We start from the raw sequence: 24,545 nt of genomic DNA, 5'->3' as shown, positions 1-24,545 counted from the left end.
AGGAGGGTTGAAGCGATTTTTTTATATCTAAAGCTTCATGTTTTTAGAGACAATTAGCTTTGCTTCTTATTTTAGTGCTATTTTTTAATAAGGCCAAGTAACATGTAGAGGCTTTTTCATCCATGGATATTTTATAATAGAAAAAGAGAACGGAGATTTATTAATCAAAATATCATAAGCTCTCTTATTTATTGTAAGTTCCCATTTGTCGGATAATTCTGTTAAAATTCCATCCCTAATAAGCCAGTTGCCTCTAAAACCATCTAAAGAACTATCTCCAATTGTATTCCATTGTGAAATTGTTGATTGCATTAAGGAATTTATTATTACTTCGTTTTCTGCTGTTATTTCAATTGTGTCTGGGATGCTATGGCTAATAGGTAGCCCGCAAAGAACTTTGTCTAATGGCAGATCAATATCTTCAGTAATACTTACTCCTGTAGCTATATATTGTAAAAATTGTGCAGCTTTTGATTGATTCTCCAGTGATGTAAATTTATTTTCACGTGATAAACCTAAGCGTTCAAATAACATACCGAAAGAGTTATTTAGAATTACAATTCCTGCATTCCGGATTATAATTCCTTTGTTTAAATCTATTTTTGAGTTTTGTGTAATTTCCATTTTATCAGCAGTGATTTAATATTTTATGATTTATCTTTTAATGTAAATTTTTTTAATATAAATACATATTCTAAGATGTTAATAGTGGATTTTTAAACTCATAATATGGTTATTTGTTGTGGAGTTGAAATGAATGTTTGAGAAAGAAATCATTGCAACTTGTAATACCAAATCCCTTTCCGTGATGAGAGGATATTGCAACTATTGGAGTAATTCGCTTCTTATTTTTGTTTTTCAAAAATTTGAATTTGGTACCCAATAGCGGATGGAAGATTTAATTCTAAATGTTTATCTCGTAAAGTAAAATTAAGATCACTTCCAATTCCGGGACATTTGCTAGATTCAAGAGTAAATATTTTGTCTGTTCGATTATGGTTTTTTATATAAAACGTTCCGGAAGAAGGTTCTTCTCTTTTGATTCCATCGAAGCAATAATCCTCATTAGAAGTAAAAGTTCCATTTTTTTTAAAATTTATAATGGTATTGCTTTGTATATTTTGTGGAACCAGAGATGAGCGAGTTGCATAAGAATCATTGCTTTTGATTATTGCAGATAATTTCCATGTTCCAACAATTTGTTTTTGTGTTGAATTACAGCTATTTAAAAGAATTATAGTAAAAAAGATAAATACTTTGTATTTTGTGAAGTACTCTGGTGGATTTGTTTTTTTCATTTTTAATTAATACTAAATCTATTATAGGATTTTATTTCCATTCGTCAAGTCTAGTAATATTTTTTATTGATCCCCCAAACATTCCCATATGGCCTTTTGTGTTCATGTCAAACTTTCCAATCATTATAACATATTTTTTATTTAACTTTTGTAAGTCATTCTTTTTCGAAAATTCATCATTAAAAGAAACCCACATTCCATTTCTTGAAGAACCATTTTCATAATCTTCTTTATGAAAATATATTGCATTACCCTCAAACTCAAGATTTAAATATCCTATAATCTGAATTGTTTTATTATGATATTTTTCTGGTGTGACAATTAATCTCAACATTGAAATATCATATTCGTCAAATTTGGATACTTTGAATATTTCATTTTCACCATTTTTGTTATTGATTTTTGATTCTTTTTTTTGTGCAAAATTCATAAAGAAAAATGATAAAAACAGTAATGAATAAATATTTTTCATAGATTTTTTTTAGGTATAGTATGATTTTGAGATTTGTACTTCAGCATATCCTATTTATACTTTCTAAAATTACATAAATTCTAGTTTAAACAATGAATAAGTCAATCTCGATTAAGGATAATATTTAAAAAAGCTCTCTACATTTCAATGATTTTCATGTATTGAAATAATTTTTTTTAGTATCAAAATAATAATTTTATATGTAATTATTTGATTTTTAATATTATAATCAGGATGCAGCAGGATGCTGGTGTTTGCGTTTGTGTTTAGATTAGTTAATACAAAATTAATTCTATGAAAAAATCATTACCCTTCAAGCAAACTCTCATTTCTTTGCTTTTTTGTGGTTTAACATTGTCCACAATTGATTCAAATGCTCAAACTTTGGCATTTCCGGAGGCTACAGGTTTCGGGAGATATACTACAGGAGCCAGAGGTGCGACAAATCCTCAGATTTATCTGGTTACTAATTTGAATGACAGCGGTCCCGGTTCATTTCGTGATGCGGTGAGCCAGCCAGGGCGGTTTGTCATATTCAGAGTGGGAGGTATTGTAAATTTACAATCGGTGGTTGCTGTTGCAGCTAATACAACCATTGCCGGACAAACGGCTCCCGGAGAAGGAATTGTATTCCTGGGACCAAGAGTATCATTTACCGGAGCCAATAATACGATTGCAAGGTATCTTCGTCTTCGTTATGGAGGGACTTCTCAAAATCAGGATGCGTCGGGAATTGCTAATGGAGCCAATATCATTTTGGATCATATGACTTTTACCTGGGGAACCGATGAGGTTTTTTCTGTTAATTGGGATGGCAACGGGACGAGTCCTGATAATATAACAATTCAGAATTCAATTATCGGACAGGGAATGCACCGTCATAATCATTCGGCGGGCGGATTAATGCAGCCTCCTGCAGGCGGAAAAATCAGTTTAATTGGAAATCTATACATCTGTAATAAAACCCGAAATAATAAGATAAAAGGAATCAATGAGTTTGTCAACAATGTGGTTTATAACTGGGGAAATTATGGGAATACCTACGGACACACGCAATCTGGTGAAGCCTACATTATGGGTGGAGATTCTGCGGGACCTTCTTATGCTAATATCATCAATAACTATTTTATCGGAGGACCGAACACAAGTACTACGGTTACAACACCATTCAGCGTAGGAAATGCCAATTTTAACCTATACGGTTCAGGAAATTATTTTGATAACAATAAAAATGGAGCATTAGACGGAACTTTAGTTCCGCAGAATTTAACAGGATATCCGGTAGGAGATATAACAGCAATACAATCAGCTCCGTATGATTATCCAATGAAAAATACGACAGTAACCGCTCAAACTGCCTATAATAATATTGTTGCAGGTGCAGGAGCATCGTATCCCAGACGAGATCAGGTGGATCAGTTAATGATTTCGGATCTGATGTCGAAAGGAACAACTGCCACTTATGTTTATGTGCAAACGGATTTAACGACTCAATTTGGTTTCACCAATGGCGGAGCGGGTCATGTATATGGTGCTCCGGCTCCTTTGGATACAGACAATGACGGGATGCCGGACGCATGGGAAATTGCGAACGGATTGAATCCGAATGTTTTTGATGCTTTAGCAGTAAGTACAACATATGCTCCTTACCTGAATATTGAGGTGTATATTAATGGCTTACCGAATACACCTGCTCCGGACTTTATTATTCCACCGACCAATCTGAACTTTACGAATGCAGCCACAACAGGAACTCCGGCTGCAAGTTCTTTAACGGTAAACTGGAATGATAATGCGGCTAACGAAACCAATTATATTTTAGAACGATCAGCTAACGGAACTAATTTTACAGTAATTGCAACGCTTCCAGTCAATACGGTAAGCTATAACGAATCAGGTTTAGCACCCAATACCCAGTATTATTACAGAGTAAAAGCGATCAATGCTACAGAATCTTCTGTATATACTTCAAATGCATCTGTAATTACGCCGTCTGTTCCTTCAGCACCGACAAAGCCTACGACTCCAACTCCGGCAAATGGAAATAATTATGTAGAACTTAGCAATGCTAACGTGCTTTTAAAATGGAATGGAAGTTTAAATACTACAACCTATTCAGTGTATTTTGGAACAAACCCTCAAAGCTTAAATAACATTGGTACGGTAGCTTATAGTGTGACTCCATCATATCAATTAACTAACTTAAATACGGGAACAGATTATTACTGGCGAATAGATGCTTCCAATGCTCTTGGATCTGTAACAGGAGATGTGTGGAGTTTCCGTGCTTTAACACCAAGTCTTGTAGGGAACTGGCCGTTTTTAGAAGCGCCTTTATCTGGTGAACAGATTACAGATATTTCATCTTTTGCTAATCACGGAACATTAAACGTAGCTTATGATAATTCTAATGTAAGAATTCCGGGAAAAGAAAACTTTGCTCTTGATCTTGCCACTGCACCTAATACCTATATAGCAAGTATTCCGCATCAGGATCAGATTTTCTTTAATAATAATTCTTTTACGGTTTCTTTCTGGATGAAAGCTCCGACTACCATGATTCCGGCATCATCTTCGACAAGTCTTTACATATTATGTAAAGGTTCATTCACCAAAAATACAGCAACAGGTGCTACTGGAAAACGTTTTAATGTAGAGATAAAAGGAGGTCAGCTCCGATATGCGATCGATGATGATATCACCAAAAAGGAAATTACATCACCTGTTGCTAATTATTTTACGGGAAATTGGGTGCATGTTGTGATCATGAGAGATATTGCCGCCCATAAAATGAGAATTTATACCAATGGTGTTTTATCAGCAGAAGGAGATGAAACAGCGGTCACAGATATCGGTGAAACGAGTGATTTTATCATCGGAAATATTGGCGAGCTTGAATTTTTGTCAACCGCAAATGCTCCTGCTCCTTACAAAGGTGCAATTGATGAGCTTAGAATGTACAATTACGCATTGTCTCAATCCGAAATAAGTGCTTTATACAATCAGGATGTACTGAGAAATGATGAACTCAGCATTAGTAAAAACACAGGAACTGTGTATCCAAATCCTGTAAAAGACCAGATTTTCATTCAACTTCCTGAGTATAAAAAATCAGATCTTACTGCTACATTGATTGATATAACAGGAAGAATTCTTATTAAAGAAAAAATTACTTCCAAAGGAAATAGTATTTTTGAATTAAATCTCACAAATAAAAAAATATCCGGAAATTATATTTTGAATGTTTCGGGAGAAAACGTGAATAGCAATTTTAAAGTAGTTGTGAAGTAAGAAGATCATTTAACGTATTCATATTTAAAAAAGTCCTTTCAATGATATTTGAAGGACTTTTTTATTTTTACAAATTGTTTGTTTTAGGAGACTGTAGTTGATAAAACATTTGAGGTCGTTTGCAGGATTTTTTCAATATTCTTTCTATTTTTTCCCATATCAAATGCTCCCCCAAACATTATCCCTGTTTTGGGTGAAGATGTTATTGATACTTTTGTTAAGTTATCTGAAATTATCGTAAGTTGAATGGGGATATTTTCTCCCCAACTAAATAAACTTACTCCTGCTTTTACTAGAATTCTACCTGATAATTTGTCTGCATTGCTTATTTTCATTCCATCAATTTTGGGAATAGCTTTACATAAAGCATCAAATACTTTTTCTCTGTTAAAAGGGAATTCGCTTTCTCCGTTGTGATCTAAAAGTGCCATATTTTATTTTTTTAATATTTTTACAAAAATGAATATGAAAAATTTAAATTCATTACGGGAATCCATAAGTATATTTTAGAAAAGAAATGCTTAGATTTTGTATAATATACAGGTTTTTAGTTTGTTGTTTTCCATTAATAATGGATGTTCAAATTCATATTCCTTTTTCATACCTATTTTAATCATAATACTTTCTGATTTTACATTGATTTTAGGTGCCACCGAATATATTTCCTTTAGATTGAGATTGTCAAATGCGTAATCAAGACATTTTTTAGCGCCTTCCGTTGCAAAACCCTTATTCCATTCACTGCTTTTTATTCTCCAGCCAATATCAATACACGGAGTAAAAGCCGCATCGTAAGTTTGCTCAGAAAGTCCTATGAAACCTATAAATTCGTTGTTTTCCAATTTATCTACAGCAAAATAGCAAAACCCTTTATCTTCAAATTGCTTTGCCATTCTTCTGATAAAGTCATTGGTCTGTTCTTTGGTTGGAATACTTGGGAAAAACTCCATTACTTTTTTGTCAGAATTTATTTCGTGCATTTTCTCAACATCATCCAAGCTCCAATCTCTAAATCCAAGCCGAGCCGATGTGAATAAGTAACTTTTATTTTCTTTCATTTAAAGCTGAATGATTTTATTTGAAATTTGAATAAGAACTAATTTGAGATTTTCCTTCCAGCTTTTTAATCAAATTTCCCTTAATAACAGTAAAAGTATAATCTTTCGCTTCCGCAAATGAAATTCCGTATTTACGTTCAATCGTTCTTATATCTTCCGGAAATTTAGATAATAAAGCATCATAAAACTGATCCAGAAAGGCATCTGAAGGCATTTTATAATTGATTTTAAGCTGAAAACGTCTAATCAAAGCCATGTCAATGATTTCTGGATGATTGGTCGCACAAAGTAAAAGCGCATTTTCAGGATAATAATCGATCAGTTGGATCAATGTATTCACCAGTCGCCTCATTTCGCCTACATCTTTATCGTCGCTGCCTCTTGCTTTTCCGATCTGGTCGAGCTCGTCAAGAAAAAGAACCGATCTTTCACGGGCGGCTTTATCAAAGATCATTTTGATATTCTGGGAAGTTTCTCCGATTCTGGAAGATACAATATTGCTTAAGTTTAAAATAACAATACTTTTGCCTAAAGCATGAGCGATTGCTTTTGCAGTCATGGTTTTTCCGCAGCCGGAATTTCCTTCCAAAAGAACTTTGTTGTTTACAGGAAGTCCATATTCCTGTAATTCTTTAGAATAGGTATTTTCTTTGATGAGCTGTACAATCTGTTCCCTGTTTTGAGGGTCAAGAAAAACATCATCCAGGGTTACTTCTTCTTTGTCTTGAATAATAAGGTTGTACAGGTTCATTTCGGATAAAATTATTTAACAGATGGGTTAATTTACAATGACTCTAATGTAACGCGTAAATATTTCTGCAAAGATAAAACTTAAAGATATTTTTAGAAGAGTGAAGTTTCTAAAATAGTATTGAATTTTTCAAGAGAGCTGATTTCGGTAAAGGGAATGAAAAATAAAGTTTGCCAATTCTGTGTTTTTTCAGCTTGTTTATTAGTGGGGATATCCCAATCCGGATAAACTCTAAAGCCCCGTTTTCCTGATCCTGATGAAATGGTGACAATTTGTTTTTCACACAAAATATTTTTTGAAAAGAAGAAAAATCCTGATTGGTTGTTGAACTCAGTTAGAATGATACAAAAATCAAAAGGATCTTCACTATCAAAAGGCTCTGTCTCTTGGGTTTCAGAATTTCTTTTCCAAAGTGTTACGAATTGTCCTGTTTTTTTAGGGGTAATCTTTGCCTTCCGGAATTTTATTCGAAATTGGTTGAGCTGAAAATCATAACCTGAATATTCGGCAGAGTCCGGATCCGGCTGCAGGTGTGAAATGCTTAAATTTAACTGCCTGAAAATAGCATTTTGGAGGGTTTCAATTTCCTTTATCATTGAATTGTTGGTTTATCAAGAAGCAAACATAAATATCTAAAGTATATAAAAACAAAAAAGCCGAACATAAAGTTCGACCCTATCGGCTATTATAAAAATTAAAATTTGTTGCGTTAAATTTTTTCCATTATGTTTTTTTTGCCCTTTTACTCTGTTGAGTAAAAGAGCGAACAATCTGTGTACAGATTGAAAACATATAACAATACAATTAGTAAATCTGCTTTATAAGATACTTATTCTTATATAGGATTTAATTAATTCCCTTCTTTTCTAACAGTCAAGAAATAAGATGAGAATACTATTAAACATGTTGCAATTCCGATGTAAGTTATCATTTGTTTTATTTTTAATTATTTGACTTTTTATTATCAATTTTACATTTGCAATATTACAACTTTCAAAGGATATGCCAAAACAAATAATTATGATGTATATCAGTGTTTTAGAGTGGTTTTGTTTAAGATTTTGATAAAATTAGTTTACATTAAGTTAATATAAAATTAAAAATTTATAAAGGGTTTTATTGCGTTATATGTAAAATTTTATTAATCTTTCAATGATTCTCGGTTTTGTATTTAAAAGTTGATAATACAAAAAAGAAAAAATGCAATACATAATAACATTCTTTGAGACAATATTATATCACATGTTTTTGATATTTATATGTACTGAATGTTAAGAAATGTTGTCATGAACACATTTTAGGACATGTTTTTCAAAAAAAAAATCTGAATAAATTTTTTGAAGCTGAAGAAACTGGCTTCTTAATAAAACAGAAATGATGATGTTTTTTATAATCCGATGTCAATGTAATGACTGAATAGAAAATGGATTATGAATTTGAAAACAATTCATCAAAAATTCCGGCAAATGAGTTCTTGAGAACTTGTATTCCGGAGGTTCTCTGAATTTTGATTAATATAGTTTTTGATCATGTATGCAGAAAAAACTTGTTCGTTTTCCGTATCCTGTGTCTTTTTTAATAATTTCTGCACCGCATTTTGGGCAGTTTTTTCGATGATATACTTGAAAATTCTTTTTTAAGACATTCACTTTTTTCCATTTTTTAAAATCAAAACTGTAATTTCTGGCTTCGGCAATTAATTCTTTTAATTTTTTTGGAGGCAAATTTTCAATCAGACTTTCGGGATGTACACCAATTCTGAATAAAACTTCATTTTTAATAATATTCCCAACTCCTGAGAAAATATCCTGATCCATCAATGCATCGCACACCATCGTTTTAGGATTGGATTTCAACTTTTTTTCGACGTCTGTAGAATTCCATTCATCACTCATGACATCGGCCTTCCAATCTATTTTTGATAAAAATTCAGAGTCGACAAGTTTTACATTGCAGGTGTAAAAGTACATTCCACCATCGTTAAAAATCAGTCCCAAACGCAGATTATCTCTCTGATCTCTCTTCTCAAATAAGCTGTAAGAACCAAACATCAGAAGATGTATTCGAATATTTACAGTATCAAAAATAAGATAGGTCTGTTTGCCGAATGTTTTTATTTCGCGTAAAAATTCATCTTTAACTCCTGATTTTTCTTTAATTGAATTTCCTTTAACTTCAATTACTTTTTGACCTACAAATTTTTGCAGATCTTCTTTCATCAGAATAATAGTAGGACCTTCGGGCATAGTTTTCTTTTTAAGAAAAATTCAAATATTATTCCGTAAAAAATAAATTTGAAGTAATTTTGAAAAATGATGAATTTAAACCAGATTTTCACCAATCAGCGTACAGGAAACAATCCACATACGAAAGCGTCCAGAACGGATTTTCAAAGAGATTTTGACAGAATTATTTTTTCATCGGCTTTCCGAAGACTGCAGAATAAAACCCAGGTTTTTCCGCTTCCGGGAAGTGTCTTTGTGCATAATCGGCTGACACATTCTCTTGAGGTTTCATCAGTAGGAAGAAGTTTGGGAAGCATCATTGGAGAATTTATTCATGATGGTTTTAAAAATGATCTCAACGAAGATGCTAAAAGTTTTTACCTGCATAATTTGGGAAATGTAATTGCTGCAGCCTGTCTTTGTCATGATGTGGGAAATCCGGCTTTCGGGCACTCCGGAGAAGATGCCATTGCAAGCTATTTCGAACGAAATGAAAATGATCTGAAACCTAAATTCAATGAAAAAGAATGGGCAGATCTTGTAAATTTTGAAGGAAATGCCAATGCAATCAGGGTTTTGGGACATCAGCAGCAAGGGAAAGATGAGGGAGGAATTCAGTTAACATTTTCCACACTGGCAAGTATTGCAAAATATCCTTGTGAAGCCATTGCTAAAAAGAAAGGAATCATCCACCGAAAGAAATTCGGTTTCTTCCAGAATGAAAAAGATATTTTCCTGGAAATTGCAAAAGGAACAAACCTGATTTCCGAAAGTGAAGATCCCTACATTTTTAAAAGACACCCATTTGTTTGGCTGGTAGAAGCGGCCGATGATATTTGCTATAATATCATTGATATGGAAGATGCGCACCGATTAGGGATTGTTTCAACGGCAGACTGTAAAAACCTGTTTTTCGAGCTGGTAAAATCCGAAACAGACGATGTTGAGAGAATAGAAAGGAAATTAAATTCTATCTCCAATGAAAATGAACAAATTTCTTATTTAAGAGCAAAAGTGATCAATGCTTTAATCAATAAATCGATTGAAATGTATAAGCAGAATTTCACGACAATTCTTGAAGGAAATCTCGATAAAGCTTTACTCGATATATACAAAGCTGAAAATAAAGCATTACAGGATATAGAGAGTTTTTCGGTTGAAAAAATTTACAATCATAAAGCGGTAGTAGAGATTGAAAATGCTGGTTACAACGTTATGTATGAGCTTTTAGACCATTTTATTCCGTCTATTTTAAAACACGAAGATGAAAGGAAATCTTACGATAAAAAAGCATTGAAACTTCTTCCTAAACAATTCGTTTATCAAGACGGAACCGATTACCAGAAAGTTCTAGGTGTTATTGATTTTGTTTCCGGAATGACGGACAATTATGCGACTGACCTTTACAGGAAAATTAAGGGAATTGATATCGGAATGACGATGTAATTTCTATATTTATTAACCTAAATAATAAATTCTAATTATAAAAACCTGATTAGACTTTACAAGTTTCATTTTTTAAGAATGTAAATATTTTAGTATATTTAAAAAAGACACTTGATCTGTATTTTTTTTAACAAAACATAAATAGTTACGACTCATTAAAAAATCAAATTATGACATATTTAGGAATTATTGTTTTTATCGGCCTTGTTACGTTATTTGCCTCTTTTTTTACTGTAAAGCAGGAAACTGCAGCAATTGTAGAACGTTTAGGCAAATTTCATTCTGTCCGTCACGCGGGATTACAGTTGAAAATACCTTATCTGGACAGAATTTCAAAAAGGATGAATCTAAGGATTCAACAATTGGACGTAATGATTGACACCAAAACACTGGATAATGTTTTTGTGAAAATGAAGATTTCCGTTCAGTTTCAGGTCATTAGAACCCAAGTGGGAGATGCATATTACCGTTTGGAGAGTCCACATGACCAAATCACCTCGTATGTTTTTGATGTGGTAAGAGCGGAAGTTCCAAAATTAAAATTAGATGATGTTTTCTTAAAAAAAGATGATATTGCTATTGCTGTAAAAGCAGAACTTCAGGAAGCCATGCAAAGTTATGGATATGATATTATCAAAGCTTTGGTAACTGATATTGATCCGGATGAGCAGGTAAAACACGCCATGAACAGAATCAACGCGGCTGAAAGAGAAAAAACCGCGGCAGAATATGAGTCTGAAGCACAGAGAATCAGAATTGTAGCGGTTGCAAAAGCAGAAGCGGAATCTAAAAAATTACAGGGACAAGGGATTGCAGATCAGAGAAGAGAAATTGCCAAAGGTCTTGAAGAATCAGTAAGAATGCTGAATAATGTCGATATCAATTCACACGAAGCATCTGCTTTAATTGTCGTTACCCAGCATTATGATACTTTACATTCGGTAGGAGCAAGCAATAGAAGTAATTTGGTATTGCTTCCTAACTCGCCTACTGCTGCAAGCGGAATGCTGAATGATCTTGTTGTGGCAATGACTACAGCCAATACGGTAGGAGAGGCCAGTAAAGGAAGCTATCCGTCACCTCCGAAAGATCACGATCATAACAGGCCAAGCAATATATAGATAAAAAACTCTCGAAATTTTTCGAGAGTTTTTTATTATTTTTTAGTTTTTGAAACCTGTTTAATTAATGTATATTTTATAGAAGAGGCATCTGCAGGTACATTTTCCACTTTTTCAGTTTTTACTTTGATTACATATTCATATCCAGGTTCGTAAGTAAACCCTTCGATATTCGTGTAGAAATTACTCCAGTTATCCGTTGGTTTTTCTTTTACCTGTAAACATTTCATAGGAGCTACTCCTGTACAGTCTGCTGTCTGTGGTCCTACGATAAATGTTTTTTCATCAGCTGCAGAAGCTGCAGAAGTTGTTCCACACTGGATCATTGTAAATATGGCTAATGCAGGTGCTGCTCCTTTCAGAATTGTTGCTATACTTTTCATAAACTTGATTTTGAAATCATAGCTCGCAATTACCATGCCGAAGTATTTTCGTTAATTGTCGCGGTTCTTCTATTGCTTTACTCTTTTTTTATCATTTATTTTGAGAGCTGTAATCAGATCTGTAAAAAGAGAATGTTTATAATTAAAGTAAAGAAGAATCAAAAATAAAACAGATGAGAATATTACTTTCTACAGTTTCTATTTTAGTATGCAGTAGTTTAATGAATGCACAGAAGCTGAAAAAAGAAGATGTTATAGGATTTTGGAAGCTAAAGGAATCCGGCTTTTATGAAGGAAAGAAAAAGGTTGTGAAAGCTTTTAATGACTGTCAATTAATGAGGAATTATTCTATAAGAGAAGATGGCTTTGCTATTTATAATTATGTAGAAGGAAATGCAGGGAACTGTAGTATATCAGAACCCAGGCTTTCATTTTGGAGAGTGGTAGACAACAGGATTCAGTTTTATGCGGATGATAAAAATATTCTTGAAGAAGTGGAGGTGACTTTAAACAAAGATAAAACACTGACTTTTTTAAGTTATATTCCTGAACCGGTTAAAGATAAAGATCCAATGCTGGAAAAGATATTAAATACCGTTCATTACGATATTTTAGCACCTGCTAATTAATATTATATTCGTTTTCCTTTGGCTTTGCTTCTCTAAATTTTTGCTTACCGACAAGTAGTTCAAAGAACAATCTGAAGTCTGAAATCAGAGACCACAACGGATATTTAAAAGTAGCAGGTTTATTCCTTTCAATCACGGCATGGCTGAACCACGCAAATCCGTAACCGAAAATTGGAATATACCACAGAAATCTTTCTTTCCCGGAGCTGATAACATAACCAATCACTACAAATACAAGAAGCGTTCCTATGAAATGGAAAATCCTGGTTCCTGTCTTACTATGTTCTGTAAGATAGAACTGGTAAAATTCTTTGAAGGTTTTAATTCTTTCAGACATGGTGTTAAAGTTTGTAAAATGATGTAAGCAATAAGTTCGCCATTTTATATATGACGTCTAAAAATAAAAGCAAAACTGTAAGTACAGTTTTGCTTTTATTTTTTATATTTTTTAGAAACTATGCTTTATGCAGTTTACTGTTTTTATATCCGTAGAAGAAGTAAATAACCAATCCGATAGCGAACCATAGTCCGAACCAGAACCAGTTGTCGTGACTCATTCCTGTTAAAAGATAGAGACAAGAACTCAATCCTATTAGTGGAATTAAAGATAAGTTTTTAATGAAAGTCAAGACACAAAGTGCTAGATTAATTAAGATAAAAAAGAAAATGGATGCTCTGAATTCTCCTTCTTTAGGATCTTTCCAATCCATTAAGTTTTGGAAAAATTCAGGTTGCCATTTGTAAAAAACAATTAGCCCTCCAATGAAAATAACAGGGAAAATGATCTTTCCATTGATATAGGGTAAATGGAATCTTCCTTTTATTTTTTCTTTGGCAGGCAGCATTAAAACACCGGCACAAACCAACACGAAAGCGAAAATAGTTCCGATACTTGTAAAGTCTAAGATGAACGTTTTATCCGTAAATAATATAGGAATACCTACAACAATACCAGTAACAATAGTAGCAAAAGAAGGGGTCTTGTATTTCGGATGTACCGTCTGGAATTTCTGAGGCATTAGTCCGTCACGGCTCATCGCATACCAGATTCTAGGCTGTCCCATCTGGAAAACCAAAAGTACCGTTGTGATGGCAACAATCGCTATAAATGAAACCGTAAGCTCCATCCAGGCAACATTGGCATTTCCTTTTTCAAAGATAAATGAAAGCGGATCTCCGACACCATCAAACTTTTTATAATCAACCATTCCGGTCAACACTAAAGTTAAAGCAATATAAATGAATGTACACAAAACCAAAGAAATGATCATTCCTTTCGGTAATGTTTTCTGAGGATCTTTGGTCTCTTCAGAAAGTACACTTAATGCATCAAAACCGATATAGGCAAAGAAAACTCCGGAAACGGCGCTCATAACTCCCACAAAACCATTCGGCATGAAAGATGGTTCCCCTGTTGCCGGGCTTATTGGGGTCCAGTTTTCCGTATGAATGTAGGAATAACCGACTAAAATGACTAAAATAATTACGGCTAATTTTAAGATTACCAATGAGTTATTGAAGTTTTTACTCTCTTTTACCCCAACGTAGCATAACCAGGTAATCAATCCGTTAATAACCAAAGCAGGAATATCAACAATGAATCTTAAGTTTCCTATTAACGGAGCGGTCTTCCACGCACTCAGAAGAACTTTGTTTTCAGAGCCGCTCATAATGGCTTTTTTAGCTTCAGTATAACTGCAGGTCAGATAATCCGGAATGTGCATTCCCAAACGCTCTAAAAAGCTGGTAAAATAATCTGACCATGAAAAGGCAACATAGATATTACCAAAAGAATATTCCATAATCAATGCCCAGCCGATGATCCATGCAATTAATTCTCCAAAACTGGCATATGCATAAGTATAAGCAGAGCCTGCTGTCGGGATTCTGCTCGCGAATTCTGCGTAGCAAAGAGCCGTGAAACCACACGCAAAGCCGCAAATCAAATACAGTAAAATAACACCGGGGCCTCCTCTGAAAACAGCTTCTCCTAAACTACTAAAGCTTCCTGCGCCAATGATGGCTGCAATACCAAAAAACACAATATCCCAAACACCCAAAACCCTTAAAAGGTTTGTCGATGTATCTGATTCTGAATAGATTTTCCTTCTAAAAAGTTGACTCATCCAATCTTATATTTGATTTGAAAAAAGCAAATGTAATTATTTCTAGGAAATAATTTTGATTTTCTTAATAGTTCTTATTTGAAAAGTTAAGAAGTATTAAAAAATAATCCACATTTTAACAATATGTTAAAACGCTTGTTTATACAATATCTTTTCAATATTTTCGTTGATAAATTGTGGATAAAATTCACCTTCAATTTAAAATATTCAGCTCATTTTCAGAGCCTAAACATTTTAAAATTTGATATTAATGAAATCAAAAAAAATACTTCTAGCGGCTGCCGTGGTGTATTTCGGAATTTCCGAGGCTCAGCAGTCCCAATATTTTACACAAAAAGAAAATTACAGATTCAATCTTGCTGAAAATCTTTATCAGACCAAGATCTATGATGCCTCGCAATTCGAATATGCGAGACAGTATTTTTATAATCAGAACTTGTCGAGATCAAGAAAAGAAGCAGCGCAGTTTTTTGATAATATAATAGGAGTAATCCTTCAGAAAAATCATGCTGAAGAAGGATTGACTGCTTTTATGAAAGAATATCCAAATTCTGCTTATTTTGCTCAGGCTAATCTTCCTTTGGCGGATTATTATTTGGCTAAAAAAGATTTTGACAAAGCTTTGGAAACCTTAAAGAAGGTAAACCAGTATCAGCTTTCAAAAGAGGAAAATACACAGTATATTCTGAAACTGGGATATGCTAAATTTATGTTGGGTGATTCTAAAGGAGCAACAGATGCTTTGGAAGAAGCTTATAAAACAGCTGATGCTTCTCAAAAAGGAGATATTGCCTATATGTTGGGACACCTGTACTATACAAACAGACAGAATGATAAAGCGTTCCAATATTTTGATTCGGTAAAAGACCAGCCTAAATATTCTAAACTGGTGCGTCCTTATTATGTACAGATGTATTATAATGATAAGAATTATGATAAGGCCATCACAGAAGGGAATGCTTTGTTGAATGAAGATATTTCAGAATCTTATAAAGCGGAAGTTCATAAGATCATTGGTGAGAGTTATTTCATGAAGAATGATTATAATGCTGCTTATCCGCATTTAAAAGATTATTTAAGTGTACAGCAGAACCCTTCCGAAAATGATTTGTATGAAATGGGATTTGTTGCGGCTCAGCTTAAAAAATATGATGAAGCCGTATCTTATTATAATCAATTGCTGAACAGCAATTCTGCATTGGCTCAAAATGCATACTATCAACTTGGAAATGCTTATCTAGCGGTTGATAAAAAGCAGGAAGCACTTTCTGCTTTCCGTTCGTCTTACCAGATGAATTATGATCCGAAGGTGAAAAAACTGGCACACGAACAATATGCCAAATTAAGTTACGATATCGGTAATCCATTCGAAAGTCCTTCTACGGTTATTCAGAATTACATCAATGAAAATCAGAATGCAGGGAATGTTTCGGAAATGAGGTCTCTTTTGGTGAAATCTTATCTGTATTCCGGAAACTTTAAAGAAACGCTGAATGCTATTGATAAGCTTAAGACTTCTTCTCCTGATATTGATAAAGTAGATCAGGAAGTTTCTTATTTATTAGGGACTGAAGAGTTCAATAAAGGGAATTATGATGAAGCTGAAAAATACTTCCTTAGAAGTTTAGAATTCAATATCAATAAAGAATTCAACAGCAGAGCTTTATATTGGTTGGGACAGGTGTATTATCAGAAAGGAAATTATCCGTCTGCCATTGTTCGTTATGAAAAATTACTGAATGAAAATTTCCCTGAAAAGCAGCAGTTACCTTATGATTTAGGATACGCTTATTTTAAATCTAAAAAATTCGATCAGGCGGCAACTTATTTTAAACAGTATTTGACGAATCCGAAGCCTGAGTTTAAAAATGATGCGGAACTTCGTTTGGCGGATATTCATTATGCGAATAATGATCTGAATGAAGCGATTGCTATCTATGATAAAAACGAGGATGCTACGGATTATACTTTATATCAAAAAGCCATGGCTTTAGGATTTAAAGGAGATACTCAGGCAAAAATTACCAACTTAAAAAATCTGTTGTCAAAATATCCGGGCTCTGAATATTATGATGATGCTCAATATGAGATCGGAACGGCTTATGCGGATCAGGATGATTTTAATAATTCCAATGATTTCTTTACTAAAGTCATTAAGACTTCTTCAGATAAAGATTTAGTAGCCAATGCTTCTATTTACAGGGCACAGAATTATATTGACCAGAATCAGAATGATAAGGCATTGTCGGAATTGAAATCTCTAGGTGAACAATATAAAAATACTCCTTATGCAGAGAAAGTTGTTCAGGCAGCGAAACCGATTTTCACGAAAAATGGTGATGTTTCCGGATATCAAAGTTTTGCAAGAAATATCGGTATCAATGTAGATGCGGCAGAAATTGACGAAATTAACCTGTCTACTGCAAAACAGTATTTCACGAAGAAGGATTATAAGAATGCCATTTCTTATTACGAGAAATATTTAACGCAAAACCCTACAGGAGAAGGACTTTACCAGGCGAAATATGAATTAGGGGAAAGTTATTATCAAACCAATAATACAACAAAAGCATTGCTTGTTTTACAGGAAGTTGCGAATGTTCAGAACGATTATCAGGATGATGCACAGACCCGTTTAGCACAGATTTATGTAACGCAGGGCGATACTAATGAGGCTAAAAAATACCTGGAAAACATTAAAAATTCATCAAACGTAAGTGTCAAGAACTATGCAAATGTAGAATTGATGAAAATTTACGCAGATGAAAAGAATTTTTCACAAGCTGAAAAACTGGCGGATGCAGTAATTGCGAATACGAAAAACTCAGCTGCCGTTATTGAAACAGCAAAAGTAATCAAAGCAAGAAGTTTGATGAATTCAGGAAAAGATAAAGATGCACAAACAGCATATGCTTCTCTTGAAAAATCATCAAACACTTCGGTTGCAGCGGAATCTCTGTATGCAAAAGCTTTCTATCAGAACAAAGGAAAGGCTTTCAAATCTTCGAATGAAACCATCTTTAAACTAGCCAATAATTACGCTTCAGAAGAATATTGGGGTGCGAAAGCATTAGTATTGATGGCGAAAAATTATATAGGATTAAAAGACAATTATCAGGCAAGTTATACATGTGATCAGATTATTGAAAATTATAAAGATTTCCCTGAAATTGTAGCCGAAGCTAAAGAAGTTAAAAAGCAGATTAAAAAGTAAAAAGTGTACTAATGTATTAACGTAAAACGTATTTATATAACTGAAAATCAATAATACTTTTTACACAAATACTTAAATACAAAAATAATGAACAGAAAAATTCAATTATTATCCATCATATTTTTAGGGTTTTCGTCGGTGGCGTTTTCCCAGATCAAAGAAGAAAAACTGATTCTTAATAAAAAAAGAGAACCGGAAGTAAAGAAGATCGAAAAAAAGAAAACTTCTGTGGAGACGATTAAAAACTATCCACCGGAAGAGAAATCTCAGAATCCAGTAAAATATACCATCACAGATGTTCCTGCGGTTTCGGATTTCAAAACTTCAACCATTCAGGGTGCTGATGTAACTCCTAAATTTGACGGAACTGCTCAGAATAATTATATCCAGTTCGGAATGGGGAATTACGGGAAAATTTTGGGTGATGCCAATATTTCGAAGACATTGGAAAATAAAATCGAAGTAGGTGCTGATGCGCATTTCCTATCCACTCAGGGACTTAAAAAAGAATATGCCTGGGATTCTAAGCAGAGTGCTACAACACTTGGTGCTTTCCTTAATTCTTACGGAGATAAAGGAAAATTCAACTTAAATGCTGAATACAATTTAAACAGCTATAATTACTACGGAATTTATGCATTAGAACCTGGAAACGTTGATTTGGATCAGCGCGTAAACCAGTTTAAAGTAAATGGGTACTATGACTTCTATTCCAATGAAATATTAAATGATATCAGAGTAAAATCTTCCTTCCTAAAAGATCATTTTGACGCACAGGAGAACCAGGTTTCCGTATTGGCCAATCTTTCGAAACATGCGGTTGAAATCGGAAAATCAGGAATTAACTTAAATGCTGATTTAGGAGTAGGTTTAGAAGCTGTAAAGAGTGAATTTGCCATAAGAGATAAAAATTCGTCAAATTTTTTCAATACCAATTTAGCTCCGAAAGTAACATTCAGAAAAGGAGATTCTTATTTAATGCTGGGTTCTTCATTTGAGTTCTTGAATGCTAAAAATTCAAATGACTTAATGGCTGAACAACTGAAAAACAATAAAACTTATTGGTTTCCTAAAGCTGAGTTTCAATATGCAGCCATCAATGGATTTAAATTCTATGGTGGAGTTGACGGAGGTTTAAAACTGAATACTTACGCAGATTTATTACAGCAGAATCCTTTCATTGTTTCTGACCAGTATTTGAGACCTACAGAAACAAAATACCATTTCTATGTAGGGTTGAGAGGTGATATTGACGAAACTTTCAAATATGATGTTTCAGCTGGATACGGAAAAATGAGAGATATTATGTTCTTTAAAGCTAACAGCTTATTTGACAATACTTATACCTTAAACCGTTCAGCGTATAATTTTGCCAATACTTTCTCTGCGGTGTATGATGACGGAAATGTAAGTGATATCAAAGGGAGCCTTCAGTATTTTCCACTGGCTAATTTAGTGTTGGATGCTGAAGTTAAATTTACAAAATTTGACTTGAAAAACTACTCGGATATCTACAATGTACCGTTGTTAACTGCAACTATCGGGGCAAAATATACCATGCTTGATCAAAAATTATTACTAGGTTTTAAAGGGATTTTTGCAAGCGACAGAACCACGAATTCCTTTATGATTGAGGGAGTTGGAAGCCCAATGATGTATCAGTCTACCGAAAATACGAATGATAAAGTGGGAGGATATGCAGATCTAAATCTTTCGGCAGAGTACAAAATTCACAAAAATTTCAGTATTTTCGCACTCGGAAATAATCTTCTAAGCTCAAAATATCAGACCTACAAAGGATATAAAGTTCTTGGAGCTCAGGTTTTGGGAGGAGTAAAGATTACATTCTAAAAATTTTTGATAAATGATTATCATTTATGCAAAAGCCGGCTGCATAGTTTAATGGATAGAACTTCGGATTTCGGCTCCGACAGTGAGGGTTCGAATCCTTCTGCGGTCACCTCTTAGGACAAGTCTAAAAAAAGGCTTGTCCTTTTTTCTATAATTTATTGGTGTTAAGATAGATAATCATGGTTTAAGAATTTATTTTTTGAGTTCAATATCTTAAATTCCAAAATTCGGAGAATAGCGACAAAATCTAACATGACAATGAATTACTAAGTAGATTGGCGAAAGATTATTATCAAGGACTTTAAAAATTTACTAATCAAAACTTTTTGAATATCGTGAGTTTTACTGCCTAAAAAAACCAGAGAATATGCAGAAAATGGATTGACGAATGAAACGAACCTTTCATATTCGAGACGACAGAACAAAATTACATGGTATTTTTAATTTTTTCTCGGTGTTCCTTTCCCCATTTAATCATCTCAAGAATTATATTTCCAAAACTTTGACAGTAATCTGTAACGGTATATTCAACGAGCACCGGGGTTTCCGGCGTAACAGTTCTTTTTACGAGCTGGTTAGCTTCCATTTCTTTTAGTTCCCGGGATAACATACGGGTTGTAATGCCGGGTATGCTTCGTTCGATTTCACGGAAGCGCTTATTACCATTACAAAGTGAATTGATTATAGGTAATTTCCATTTGCCTCCAATAACATAAATAGTGTCCTGTAAAGCTTGGACTTCTTCTTTCTGATTACGCGGATTCGATAAGATTTCGGCCGCTTTTTCCTGTTTAGTCATTTTGGTATACTCTGTTATACTGGTAACAAAGTTATACCATTTTGGGGTAATTTTGTTATATGAAAAATTTAAAAAACAAAATTGCAGTAATTACTGGCGGAAATAGCGGCATAGGTTATGCTACCGCAAAGGAGCTAAAAGCGCAAGGGGCAATCGTAATTATCACTGGAAGACGCCAGGAAGCCGTTGATAAGGCGTCTAAAGAGCTTGAGGTAACCGGTATAGTTTCCGATCAGTCCAGCATTCAACAAACTGAAAATCTTGTTGCTGAGGTCACTGAACGGTTTGGGAAAATAGACATACTTTTTATCAACGCAGGAATAGTAAACTCAAGCCCGATTGGCCAGGTCACTGAAACATTCTTTGATAACATCTTCAACGTCAATTTCAAAGGAGCTTATTTTGTGCTCAGCAATTTCATTCCACATTTGAAAGATGGTGCTTCTGTGGTATTCCTGTCATCTAACACTGCCAGTATGAACGGTGCAAATTCTTCTGTTTATTCTTCCAGCAAGGCAGCTCTAAATTCGGTGATGCGCATCGCTGCATTGGAGTTAGCTCCAAGGGGTATTCGCGTAAATGCGGTAAGCCCGGGACCCACCGATACGGAAATACTTAATAAAATGGGATTGGATGAAAAGACACTATCTTCTTTGCATGATTGGATGATTGAACGCATTCCGCTTAAGAAAAAAGGAACAGCAGAAGACGTGGCTAAAATGGTGGCATATTTCTGTACTGATGCTGCAAAATTTATCACTGGTGCTGAAATTGTTATGGATGGCGGAATGTCGCTTCTTTAAAGACCTAAAGAACCAATGTGCCGAAAATAAAAGACGGGGAAGGCGGAAGTAAAGATCCAATGACATATTTAAACATTAATATAAAATACAAAATGAAAACACGACAATTAGGGAACTCGGGATTAGAAGTGTCAGAACTTGGTCTCGGTTGCATGGGATTAAGCGTTGCTTATGGTCCAGCAACAAATGAAAAAGAGGCCATTGCACTTATCCAAAAAGCTTATGAATCGGGCATTACTTTCTTTGATACCGCAGAAGCTTATGGACAAGGCGCCAATGAGCAGTTAGTAGGAAAAGCGTTGTACGATGTACGTGATAAGGCTATCATCGCTACCAAGTTTGGCTTTAAAAATGGTAGGTATACAGATGGTTTGGATAGCCGTCCAGAACGTATCAGGCAGGTGGCAGAAAACTCGCTCCGGTATTTGCAAACCGATTATATTGACTTGTTTTATCTGCACCGCGTGGACCCAGGTGTGCCTATTGAAGACGTTGCCGGAACCGTAAAAGATTTGATTTCCGAAGGAAAAGTAAGACACTTTGGTATGAGTGAAGCCGGCGTGCAAAGTATTCGCAGGGCGCACGCCGTACAACCCGTGACTGCCCTGCAAAGCGAGTATTCCATGTTCTGGCGGGAACCTGAAAAGGAAATCATTCCATTGCTTGAAGAATTGGGCATTGGCTTTGTTCCGTTTAGCCCATTAGGGAAAGGATTTTTAACGGGTAAGATGAATGCAGATACTGAATTTGACAAGACCGATGCTAGAAATTCTTTTCCTCGTTTTACCAAAGAAAACCGCGAAGCGAATCAGGCTATTGTTGACCTTGTAACAAAAATTGCGAGAGAACAAGACGCAACGCCAGCACAGGTTGCGTTGGCATGGCTGTTGGCGCAAAAGCCGTGGATTGCACCGATTCCGGGAACCACAAAAATTACCCGCTTACAAGAGAATATAGGTGGAGCAAAAATCCATTTGAGCGATAATGATCTATCCAGTATTCATAAAGCTTTGGACAACATCATTCTTCAGGGAGAACGCTATTCCGCAAGCGCGGCAGATCTACAAGGCAGGTAAATGAATACTTTTATGAGATATTTGATTATCTACTGTGAGAATGATTACCAAAAGCAATCTTAGTGTGAGTAGGCTAAATATAGTTTATATTAATTTAAATTGATCCTTTAAGAGACAATTTATTAGACACTAAATGATGTTTCTACAGAGTTGAGGTTTAAAATTTTAAAGTGTTTAAAAAAATAAGCTCTCAGAAATGAGAGCTTATTCATTAAAAAAATTAATTAAATAATTATTATTTCTTGATGAATTTCTTCTGAACTGAAGTTGAGACATCTTGAATATCGATTATATACATTCCATTAATAAATTTAGAAGAACAGATTCTTTAAAATTTAAATTAGTTTACTACTTCTTAATAAACTTAGATGTAAACAAATCGTTTCCTCTATCTTCAATAGCAATCACATAAGTACCTTTTGTCAATGCCGAAACATTAATTATTCCACCATTCATATATCCTTTACTTACTAATTGCCCTGCGGGGTTATAAATTTTATATGTTGCTTTATCTGAAACTTTTGTTACGTTTAAGAAATCTGTCGTTGGGTTGGGATAAATATTTATAGTACTCTTGGTACTTACTTCAGATGTTGACAACGAAGAATTGGTGATAGTAACCCTCCCGTTACCCGTAGTATCAGGATTGGAAACAAAACCTGCTTGACCATACTGTATAGTTACACCACCTGTTACACCACCCACGTAGGAAGAACCGCCGCCGCCAGCTCCTCCCCAGTGTCCACTACCACCACCATAATATCCACCGCCACCAGCAGTACCACCCAAAGTTCCTGTACTTGAATAGCTTCCGCCAGTTCCTAATGCTCCAGCTAAAGAATAAGAGGTTATCCCTCCAGTTGCAGATGTACCGCCTGCTGTTTGACTTCCACCACCCCCTGCATAAGTTGCCCCACGACTACTTCCCCCATTACTTCCAGCAGTACCGCCTCCATTGCCTCCATTTCCAGTATAAGTACTATAACCGGTACCGCCGCCGCCGCCGCCAGCAACAATTATTCTGTCCGCATAGGTAGTATTTTGAGTAGTCCTGATATCAGTTCCGCCACCGCCAGTTCCTCCGTTATAACCGGTAGTATATGTGCCTAAACAGCTGCCACCACCATTCCATCCGCCAGGTGTTGAACTCGTTGCCGTGCTTCCCTTACCGCCAACATAAATATAATAAGTTGTAGAGGTGGCAACCGTTAAAGTCCCTGTACTATATCCACCTTTACCGCCAGTTCCCTTAAGTGCATCACCTCCATCAGCTCCCCACATTTCTATCTGATAAGAACCTGCAGCAAGGGTTACCGATTGTACAGCTCCTGTATAAGAGAAAGTTTGTGCTTGTATTTGAGTGAAATATAAAATTGCGCCAAATAATATTAAAAATGAGGTTTTAGTTTTTAATCCCCATATCTTAATCTTTGATTGTTGTGTAATTTTTTTCATGATTTTAATTTTAATGTATTAAACATATGTTTTGAGCCCATTGTTCCCATTTTCACCGTTAAATTGGTGATTGAGTTATCGCTGGAGGCTTTCGTATAAACAGTTATTATATTTCCTGCCTGAGTTACAGTAGTAAAATCAGAAGGAGAATATATTAATTGTCTGAAATTGGAAGTTGTCTCACTTGTAAATAACATTTTAATACTTACACAATGAGCACTACCATCATACTCATACTGCAATCCAAAACTTTGCATTGATGGTAAAATGGCTAGAGAAAATAGTAGTTTTTTTTAGATTTATACAATTATTCTTATTGATTAAACAGTAAATTCATTATTTGCTTATCCAAGTAAATGTGTTTTTTACTAGATTATAGCTTTATTTTCTGCTGTAGATTTTTAGGTTGAGTTAAAGAAAAAAGAATTTGTAATTGTGTAGAGATGTTGTTTCATAGGCTATTTTATTTAAATGTTAAAATATAGAATTGATAAATATATTTAAGATATGTGATTAAAAATTAAATATATGAAAAAAATAAATAAGA

22 protein-coding genes and 1 tRNA gene are annotated in these 24,545 nt (G+C 34.5%); 9 read left to right on the top strand and 14 right to left on the bottom strand.

The annotated features are described in order from the left end of the window. Positions 1–84 precede the first annotated feature (84 nt). The 3 genes from P0Y62_05745 to P0Y62_05735 all read right to left on the bottom strand — a co-directional run bounded on the left by P0Y62_05745 (position 85) and on the right by P0Y62_05735 (position 1,770). Positions 85–624 carry a contractile injection system tape measure protein gene (locus P0Y62_05745; GenBank protein WEK71057.1) on the bottom strand — a complete coding sequence of 180 codons (540 nt, stop codon included), beginning with the start codon at positions 622–624 and terminating at the stop codon, positions 85–87. 221 nt (positions 625–845) lie between these two features. Further along, positions 846–1,298 (bottom strand): lipocalin family protein, encoded by a 453-nt coding sequence (locus P0Y62_05740; GenBank protein ID WEK71056.1) that lies wholly within the window; start codon positions 1,296–1,298, stop codon positions 846–848. A 31-nt stretch (positions 1,299–1,329) separates the two neighbouring features. Next, positions 1,330–1,770, bottom strand: coding sequence for a hypothetical protein (locus P0Y62_05735; protein ID WEK71055.1), 441 nt, complete (start codon positions 1,768–1,770; stop codon positions 1,330–1,332). 294 nt (positions 1,771–2,064) lie between these two features. On the opposite strand from P0Y62_05735, the gene P0Y62_05730 reads away from it, so the two are divergent. Beyond that, positions 2,065–5,061 carry a T9SS type A sorting domain-containing protein gene (locus P0Y62_05730; GenBank protein WEK71054.1) on the top strand — a complete coding sequence of 999 codons (2,997 nt, stop codon included), beginning with the start codon at positions 2,065–2,067 and terminating at the stop codon, positions 5,059–5,061. A gap of 83 nt (positions 5,062–5,144) precedes the next feature. Here P0Y62_05730 and P0Y62_05725 read toward each other — a convergent pair whose 3' ends face one another. The 5 genes from P0Y62_05725 to P0Y62_05705 form a co-directional block, all read right to left on the bottom strand. Continuing rightward, positions 5,145–5,492: a hypothetical protein gene (locus tag P0Y62_05725; protein ID WEK71053.1), complete on the bottom strand. Its 348-nt coding sequence runs from the start codon at positions 5,490–5,492 to the stop codon at positions 5,145–5,147. A 90-nt stretch (positions 5,493–5,582) separates the two neighbouring features. Next, positions 5,583–6,119 carry a GNAT family N-acetyltransferase gene (locus P0Y62_05720; GenBank protein WEK71052.1) on the bottom strand — a complete coding sequence of 179 codons (537 nt, stop codon included), beginning with the start codon at positions 6,117–6,119 and terminating at the stop codon, positions 5,583–5,585. A 16-nt stretch (positions 6,120–6,135) separates the two neighbouring features. Continuing rightward, positions 6,136–6,870 carry an ATP-binding protein gene (locus P0Y62_05715; GenBank protein ID WEK71051.1) on the bottom strand — a complete coding sequence of 245 codons (735 nt, stop codon included), beginning with the start codon at positions 6,868–6,870 and terminating at the stop codon, positions 6,136–6,138. A gap of 92 nt (positions 6,871–6,962) precedes the next feature. Continuing rightward, positions 6,963–7,466 (bottom strand): MepB family protein, encoded by a 504-nt coding sequence (locus tag P0Y62_05710; protein WEK71050.1) that lies wholly within the window; start codon positions 7,464–7,466, stop codon positions 6,963–6,965. 915 nt (positions 7,467–8,381) lie between these two features. Next, a complete protein-coding gene (locus P0Y62_05705) occupies positions 8,382–9,116 on the bottom strand; it encodes an endonuclease (protein ID WEK71049.1) in 735 nt (244 codons plus the stop codon). A 69-nt stretch (positions 9,117–9,185) separates the two neighbouring features. Between P0Y62_05705 and P0Y62_05700 the strand changes: the two genes are divergently transcribed. Then, positions 9,186–10,541, top strand: coding sequence for a deoxyguanosinetriphosphate triphosphohydrolase (locus tag P0Y62_05700; protein WEK71777.1), 1,356 nt, complete (start codon positions 9,186–9,188; stop codon positions 10,539–10,541). Positions 10,542–10,711: 170 nt separating this feature from the next. Further along, entirely contained in the window at positions 10,712–11,662 is a 951-nt protein-coding gene (locus tag P0Y62_05695) for an SPFH domain-containing protein (protein WEK71048.1), read from the top strand. Between the two features lie 35 nt (positions 11,663–11,697). Here the strand turns inward: P0Y62_05695 and P0Y62_05690 are convergent, their stop codons facing one another. Beyond that, a complete protein-coding gene (locus P0Y62_05690) occupies positions 11,698–12,045 on the bottom strand; it encodes a DUF4377 domain-containing protein (GenBank protein ID WEK71047.1) in 348 nt (115 codons plus the stop codon). A 173-nt stretch (positions 12,046–12,218) separates the two neighbouring features. Between P0Y62_05690 and P0Y62_05685 the strand changes: the two genes are divergently transcribed. Next, positions 12,219–12,674 (top strand): lipocalin family protein, encoded by a 456-nt coding sequence (locus tag P0Y62_05685; GenBank protein ID WEK71046.1) that lies wholly within the window; start codon positions 12,219–12,221, stop codon positions 12,672–12,674. Here P0Y62_05685 and P0Y62_05680 read toward each other — a convergent pair. Beyond that, positions 12,667–13,011 carry a DUF962 domain-containing protein gene (locus P0Y62_05680; GenBank protein ID WEK71045.1) on the bottom strand — a complete coding sequence of 115 codons (345 nt, stop codon included), beginning with the start codon at positions 13,009–13,011 and terminating at the stop codon, positions 12,667–12,669. The genes P0Y62_05685 and P0Y62_05680 overlap by 8 nt on opposite strands. Before the next feature lie 118 nt (positions 13,012–13,129). After that, entirely contained in the window at positions 13,130–14,800 is a 1,671-nt protein-coding gene (locus P0Y62_05675) for an amino acid permease (GenBank protein WEK71044.1), read from the bottom strand. A gap of 250 nt (positions 14,801–15,050) precedes the next feature. Between P0Y62_05675 and P0Y62_05670 the strand changes: the two genes are divergently transcribed. From P0Y62_05670 to P0Y62_05660, 3 genes are all read left to right on the top strand, one after another. After that, the gene (locus P0Y62_05670) at positions 15,051–18,014 is read left to right on the top strand and encodes a tetratricopeptide repeat protein (GenBank protein WEK71043.1); all 2,964 of its coding nucleotides are present in this window, start codon (positions 15,051–15,053) and stop codon (positions 18,012–18,014) included. An 87-nt stretch (positions 18,015–18,101) separates the two neighbouring features. After that, the gene (locus P0Y62_05665; GenBank protein ID WEK71042.1) at positions 18,102–19,865 is read left to right on the top strand and encodes a TonB-dependent receptor; all 1,764 of its coding nucleotides are present in this window, start codon (positions 18,102–18,104) and stop codon (positions 19,863–19,865) included. A gap of 37 nt (positions 19,866–19,902) precedes the next feature. Further along, positions 19,903–19,974 (top strand) — tRNA-Arg (locus tag P0Y62_05660). A 318-nt stretch (positions 19,975–20,292) separates the two neighbouring features. Here the strand turns inward: P0Y62_05660 and P0Y62_05655 are convergent. Further along, entirely contained in the window at positions 20,293–20,664 is a 372-nt protein-coding gene (locus tag P0Y62_05655) for a helix-turn-helix domain-containing protein (GenBank protein ID WEK71041.1), read from the bottom strand. Between the two features lie 59 nt (positions 20,665–20,723). On the opposite strand from P0Y62_05655, the gene P0Y62_05650 reads away from it, so the two are divergent. Next, positions 20,724–21,467, top strand: coding sequence for an SDR family oxidoreductase (locus P0Y62_05650; GenBank protein ID WEK71040.1), 744 nt, complete (start codon positions 20,724–20,726; stop codon positions 21,465–21,467). 92 nt (positions 21,468–21,559) lie between these two features. Next, positions 21,560–22,543: an aldo/keto reductase gene (locus P0Y62_05645; GenBank protein WEK71776.1), complete on the top strand. Its 984-nt coding sequence runs from the start codon at positions 21,560–21,562 to the stop codon at positions 22,541–22,543. A 348-nt stretch (positions 22,544–22,891) separates the two neighbouring features. Here P0Y62_05645 and P0Y62_05640 read toward each other — a convergent pair whose 3' ends face one another. Both P0Y62_05640 and P0Y62_05635 read right to left on the bottom strand, forming a co-directional pair. Next, positions 22,892–23,998, bottom strand: coding sequence for a glycine-rich protein (locus tag P0Y62_05640; protein WEK71039.1), 1,107 nt, complete (start codon positions 23,996–23,998; stop codon positions 22,892–22,894). Beyond that, on the bottom strand, positions 23,995–24,255 hold the full coding sequence (locus P0Y62_05635; GenBank protein ID WEK71038.1) for a hypothetical protein: 261 nt from the start codon (positions 24,253–24,255) through the stop codon (positions 23,995–23,997). Before P0Y62_05635 ends, P0Y62_05640 begins: the two co-directional genes overlap by 4 nt. Positions 24,256–24,545 lie beyond the last annotated feature (290 nt).

This window comes from Candidatus Chryseobacterium colombiense, assembly GCA_029203185.1.
Taxonomy (GTDB): Bacteria; Bacteroidota; Bacteroidia; order Flavobacteriales; family Weeksellaceae; genus Chryseobacterium; species Chryseobacterium colombiense.
The sequence above is the reverse complement of the archived record's forward strand: the minus strand, read 5'-3'. Positions and strand labels throughout refer to the sequence as shown.

Excerpts from the sequence above, each read along its gene's own strand:
- P0Y62_05665 (WEK71042.1), top strand. The coding sequence starts at position 18,102 with ATGAACAGAAAAATTCAATTATTATCCATCATATTTTTAGGGTTTTCG.
- P0Y62_05735 (WEK71055.1), bottom strand. The coding sequence starts at position 1,770 with ATGAAAAATATTTATTCATTACTGTTTTTATCATTTTTCTTTATGAAT.
- P0Y62_05700 (WEK71777.1), top strand. The coding sequence starts at position 9,186 with ATGAATTTAAACCAGATTTTCACCAATCAGCGTACAGGAAACAATCCA.
- P0Y62_05635 (WEK71038.1), bottom strand. The coding sequence starts at position 24,255 with ATGCAAAGTTTTGGATTGCAGTATGAGTATGATGGTAGTGCTCATTGT.
- P0Y62_05695 (WEK71048.1), top strand. The coding sequence starts at position 10,712 with ATGACATATTTAGGAATTATTGTTTTTATCGGCCTTGTTACGTTATTT.
- P0Y62_05715 (WEK71051.1), bottom strand. The coding sequence starts at position 6,870 with ATGAACCTGTACAACCTTATTATTCAAGACAAAGAAGAAGTAACCCTG.
- P0Y62_05720 (WEK71052.1), bottom strand. The coding sequence starts at position 6,119 with ATGAAAGAAAATAAAAGTTACTTATTCACATCGGCTCGGCTTGGATTT.
- P0Y62_05675 (WEK71044.1), bottom strand. The coding sequence starts at position 14,800 with ATGAGTCAACTTTTTAGAAGGAAAATCTATTCAGAATCAGATACATCG.
- P0Y62_05725 (WEK71053.1), bottom strand. The coding sequence starts at position 5,492 with ATGGCACTTTTAGATCACAACGGAGAAAGCGAATTCCCTTTTAACAGA.
- P0Y62_05685 (WEK71046.1), top strand. The coding sequence starts at position 12,219 with ATGAGAATATTACTTTCTACAGTTTCTATTTTAGTATGCAGTAGTTTA.
- P0Y62_05690 (WEK71047.1), bottom strand. The coding sequence starts at position 12,045 with ATGAAAAGTATAGCAACAATTCTGAAAGGAGCAGCACCTGCATTAGCC.
- P0Y62_05640 (WEK71039.1), bottom strand. The coding sequence starts at position 23,998 with ATGAAAAAAATTACACAACAATCAAAGATTAAGATATGGGGATTAAAA.
- P0Y62_05730 (WEK71054.1), top strand. The coding sequence starts at position 2,065 with ATGAAAAAATCATTACCCTTCAAGCAAACTCTCATTTCTTTGCTTTTT.
- P0Y62_05650 (WEK71040.1), top strand. The coding sequence starts at position 20,724 with ATGAAAAATTTAAAAAACAAAATTGCAGTAATTACTGGCGGAAATAGC.
- P0Y62_05645 (WEK71776.1), top strand. The coding sequence starts at position 21,560 with ATGAAAACACGACAATTAGGGAACTCGGGATTAGAAGTGTCAGAACTT.
- P0Y62_05745 (WEK71057.1), bottom strand. The coding sequence starts at position 624 with ATGGAAATTACACAAAACTCAAAAATAGATTTAAACAAAGGAATTATA.
- P0Y62_05680 (WEK71045.1), bottom strand. The coding sequence starts at position 13,011 with ATGTCTGAAAGAATTAAAACCTTCAAAGAATTTTACCAGTTCTATCTT.
- P0Y62_05655 (WEK71041.1), bottom strand. The coding sequence starts at position 20,664 with ATGACTAAACAGGAAAAAGCGGCCGAAATCTTATCGAATCCGCGTAAT.
- P0Y62_05740 (WEK71056.1), bottom strand. The coding sequence starts at position 1,298 with ATGAAAAAAACAAATCCACCAGAGTACTTCACAAAATACAAAGTATTT.
- P0Y62_05705 (WEK71049.1), bottom strand. The coding sequence starts at position 9,116 with ATGCCCGAAGGTCCTACTATTATTCTGATGAAAGAAGATCTGCAAAAA.
- P0Y62_05710 (WEK71050.1), bottom strand. The coding sequence starts at position 7,466 with ATGATAAAGGAAATTGAAACCCTCCAAAATGCTATTTTCAGGCAGTTA.
- P0Y62_05670 (WEK71043.1), top strand. The coding sequence starts at position 15,051 with ATGAAATCAAAAAAAATACTTCTAGCGGCTGCCGTGGTGTATTTCGGA.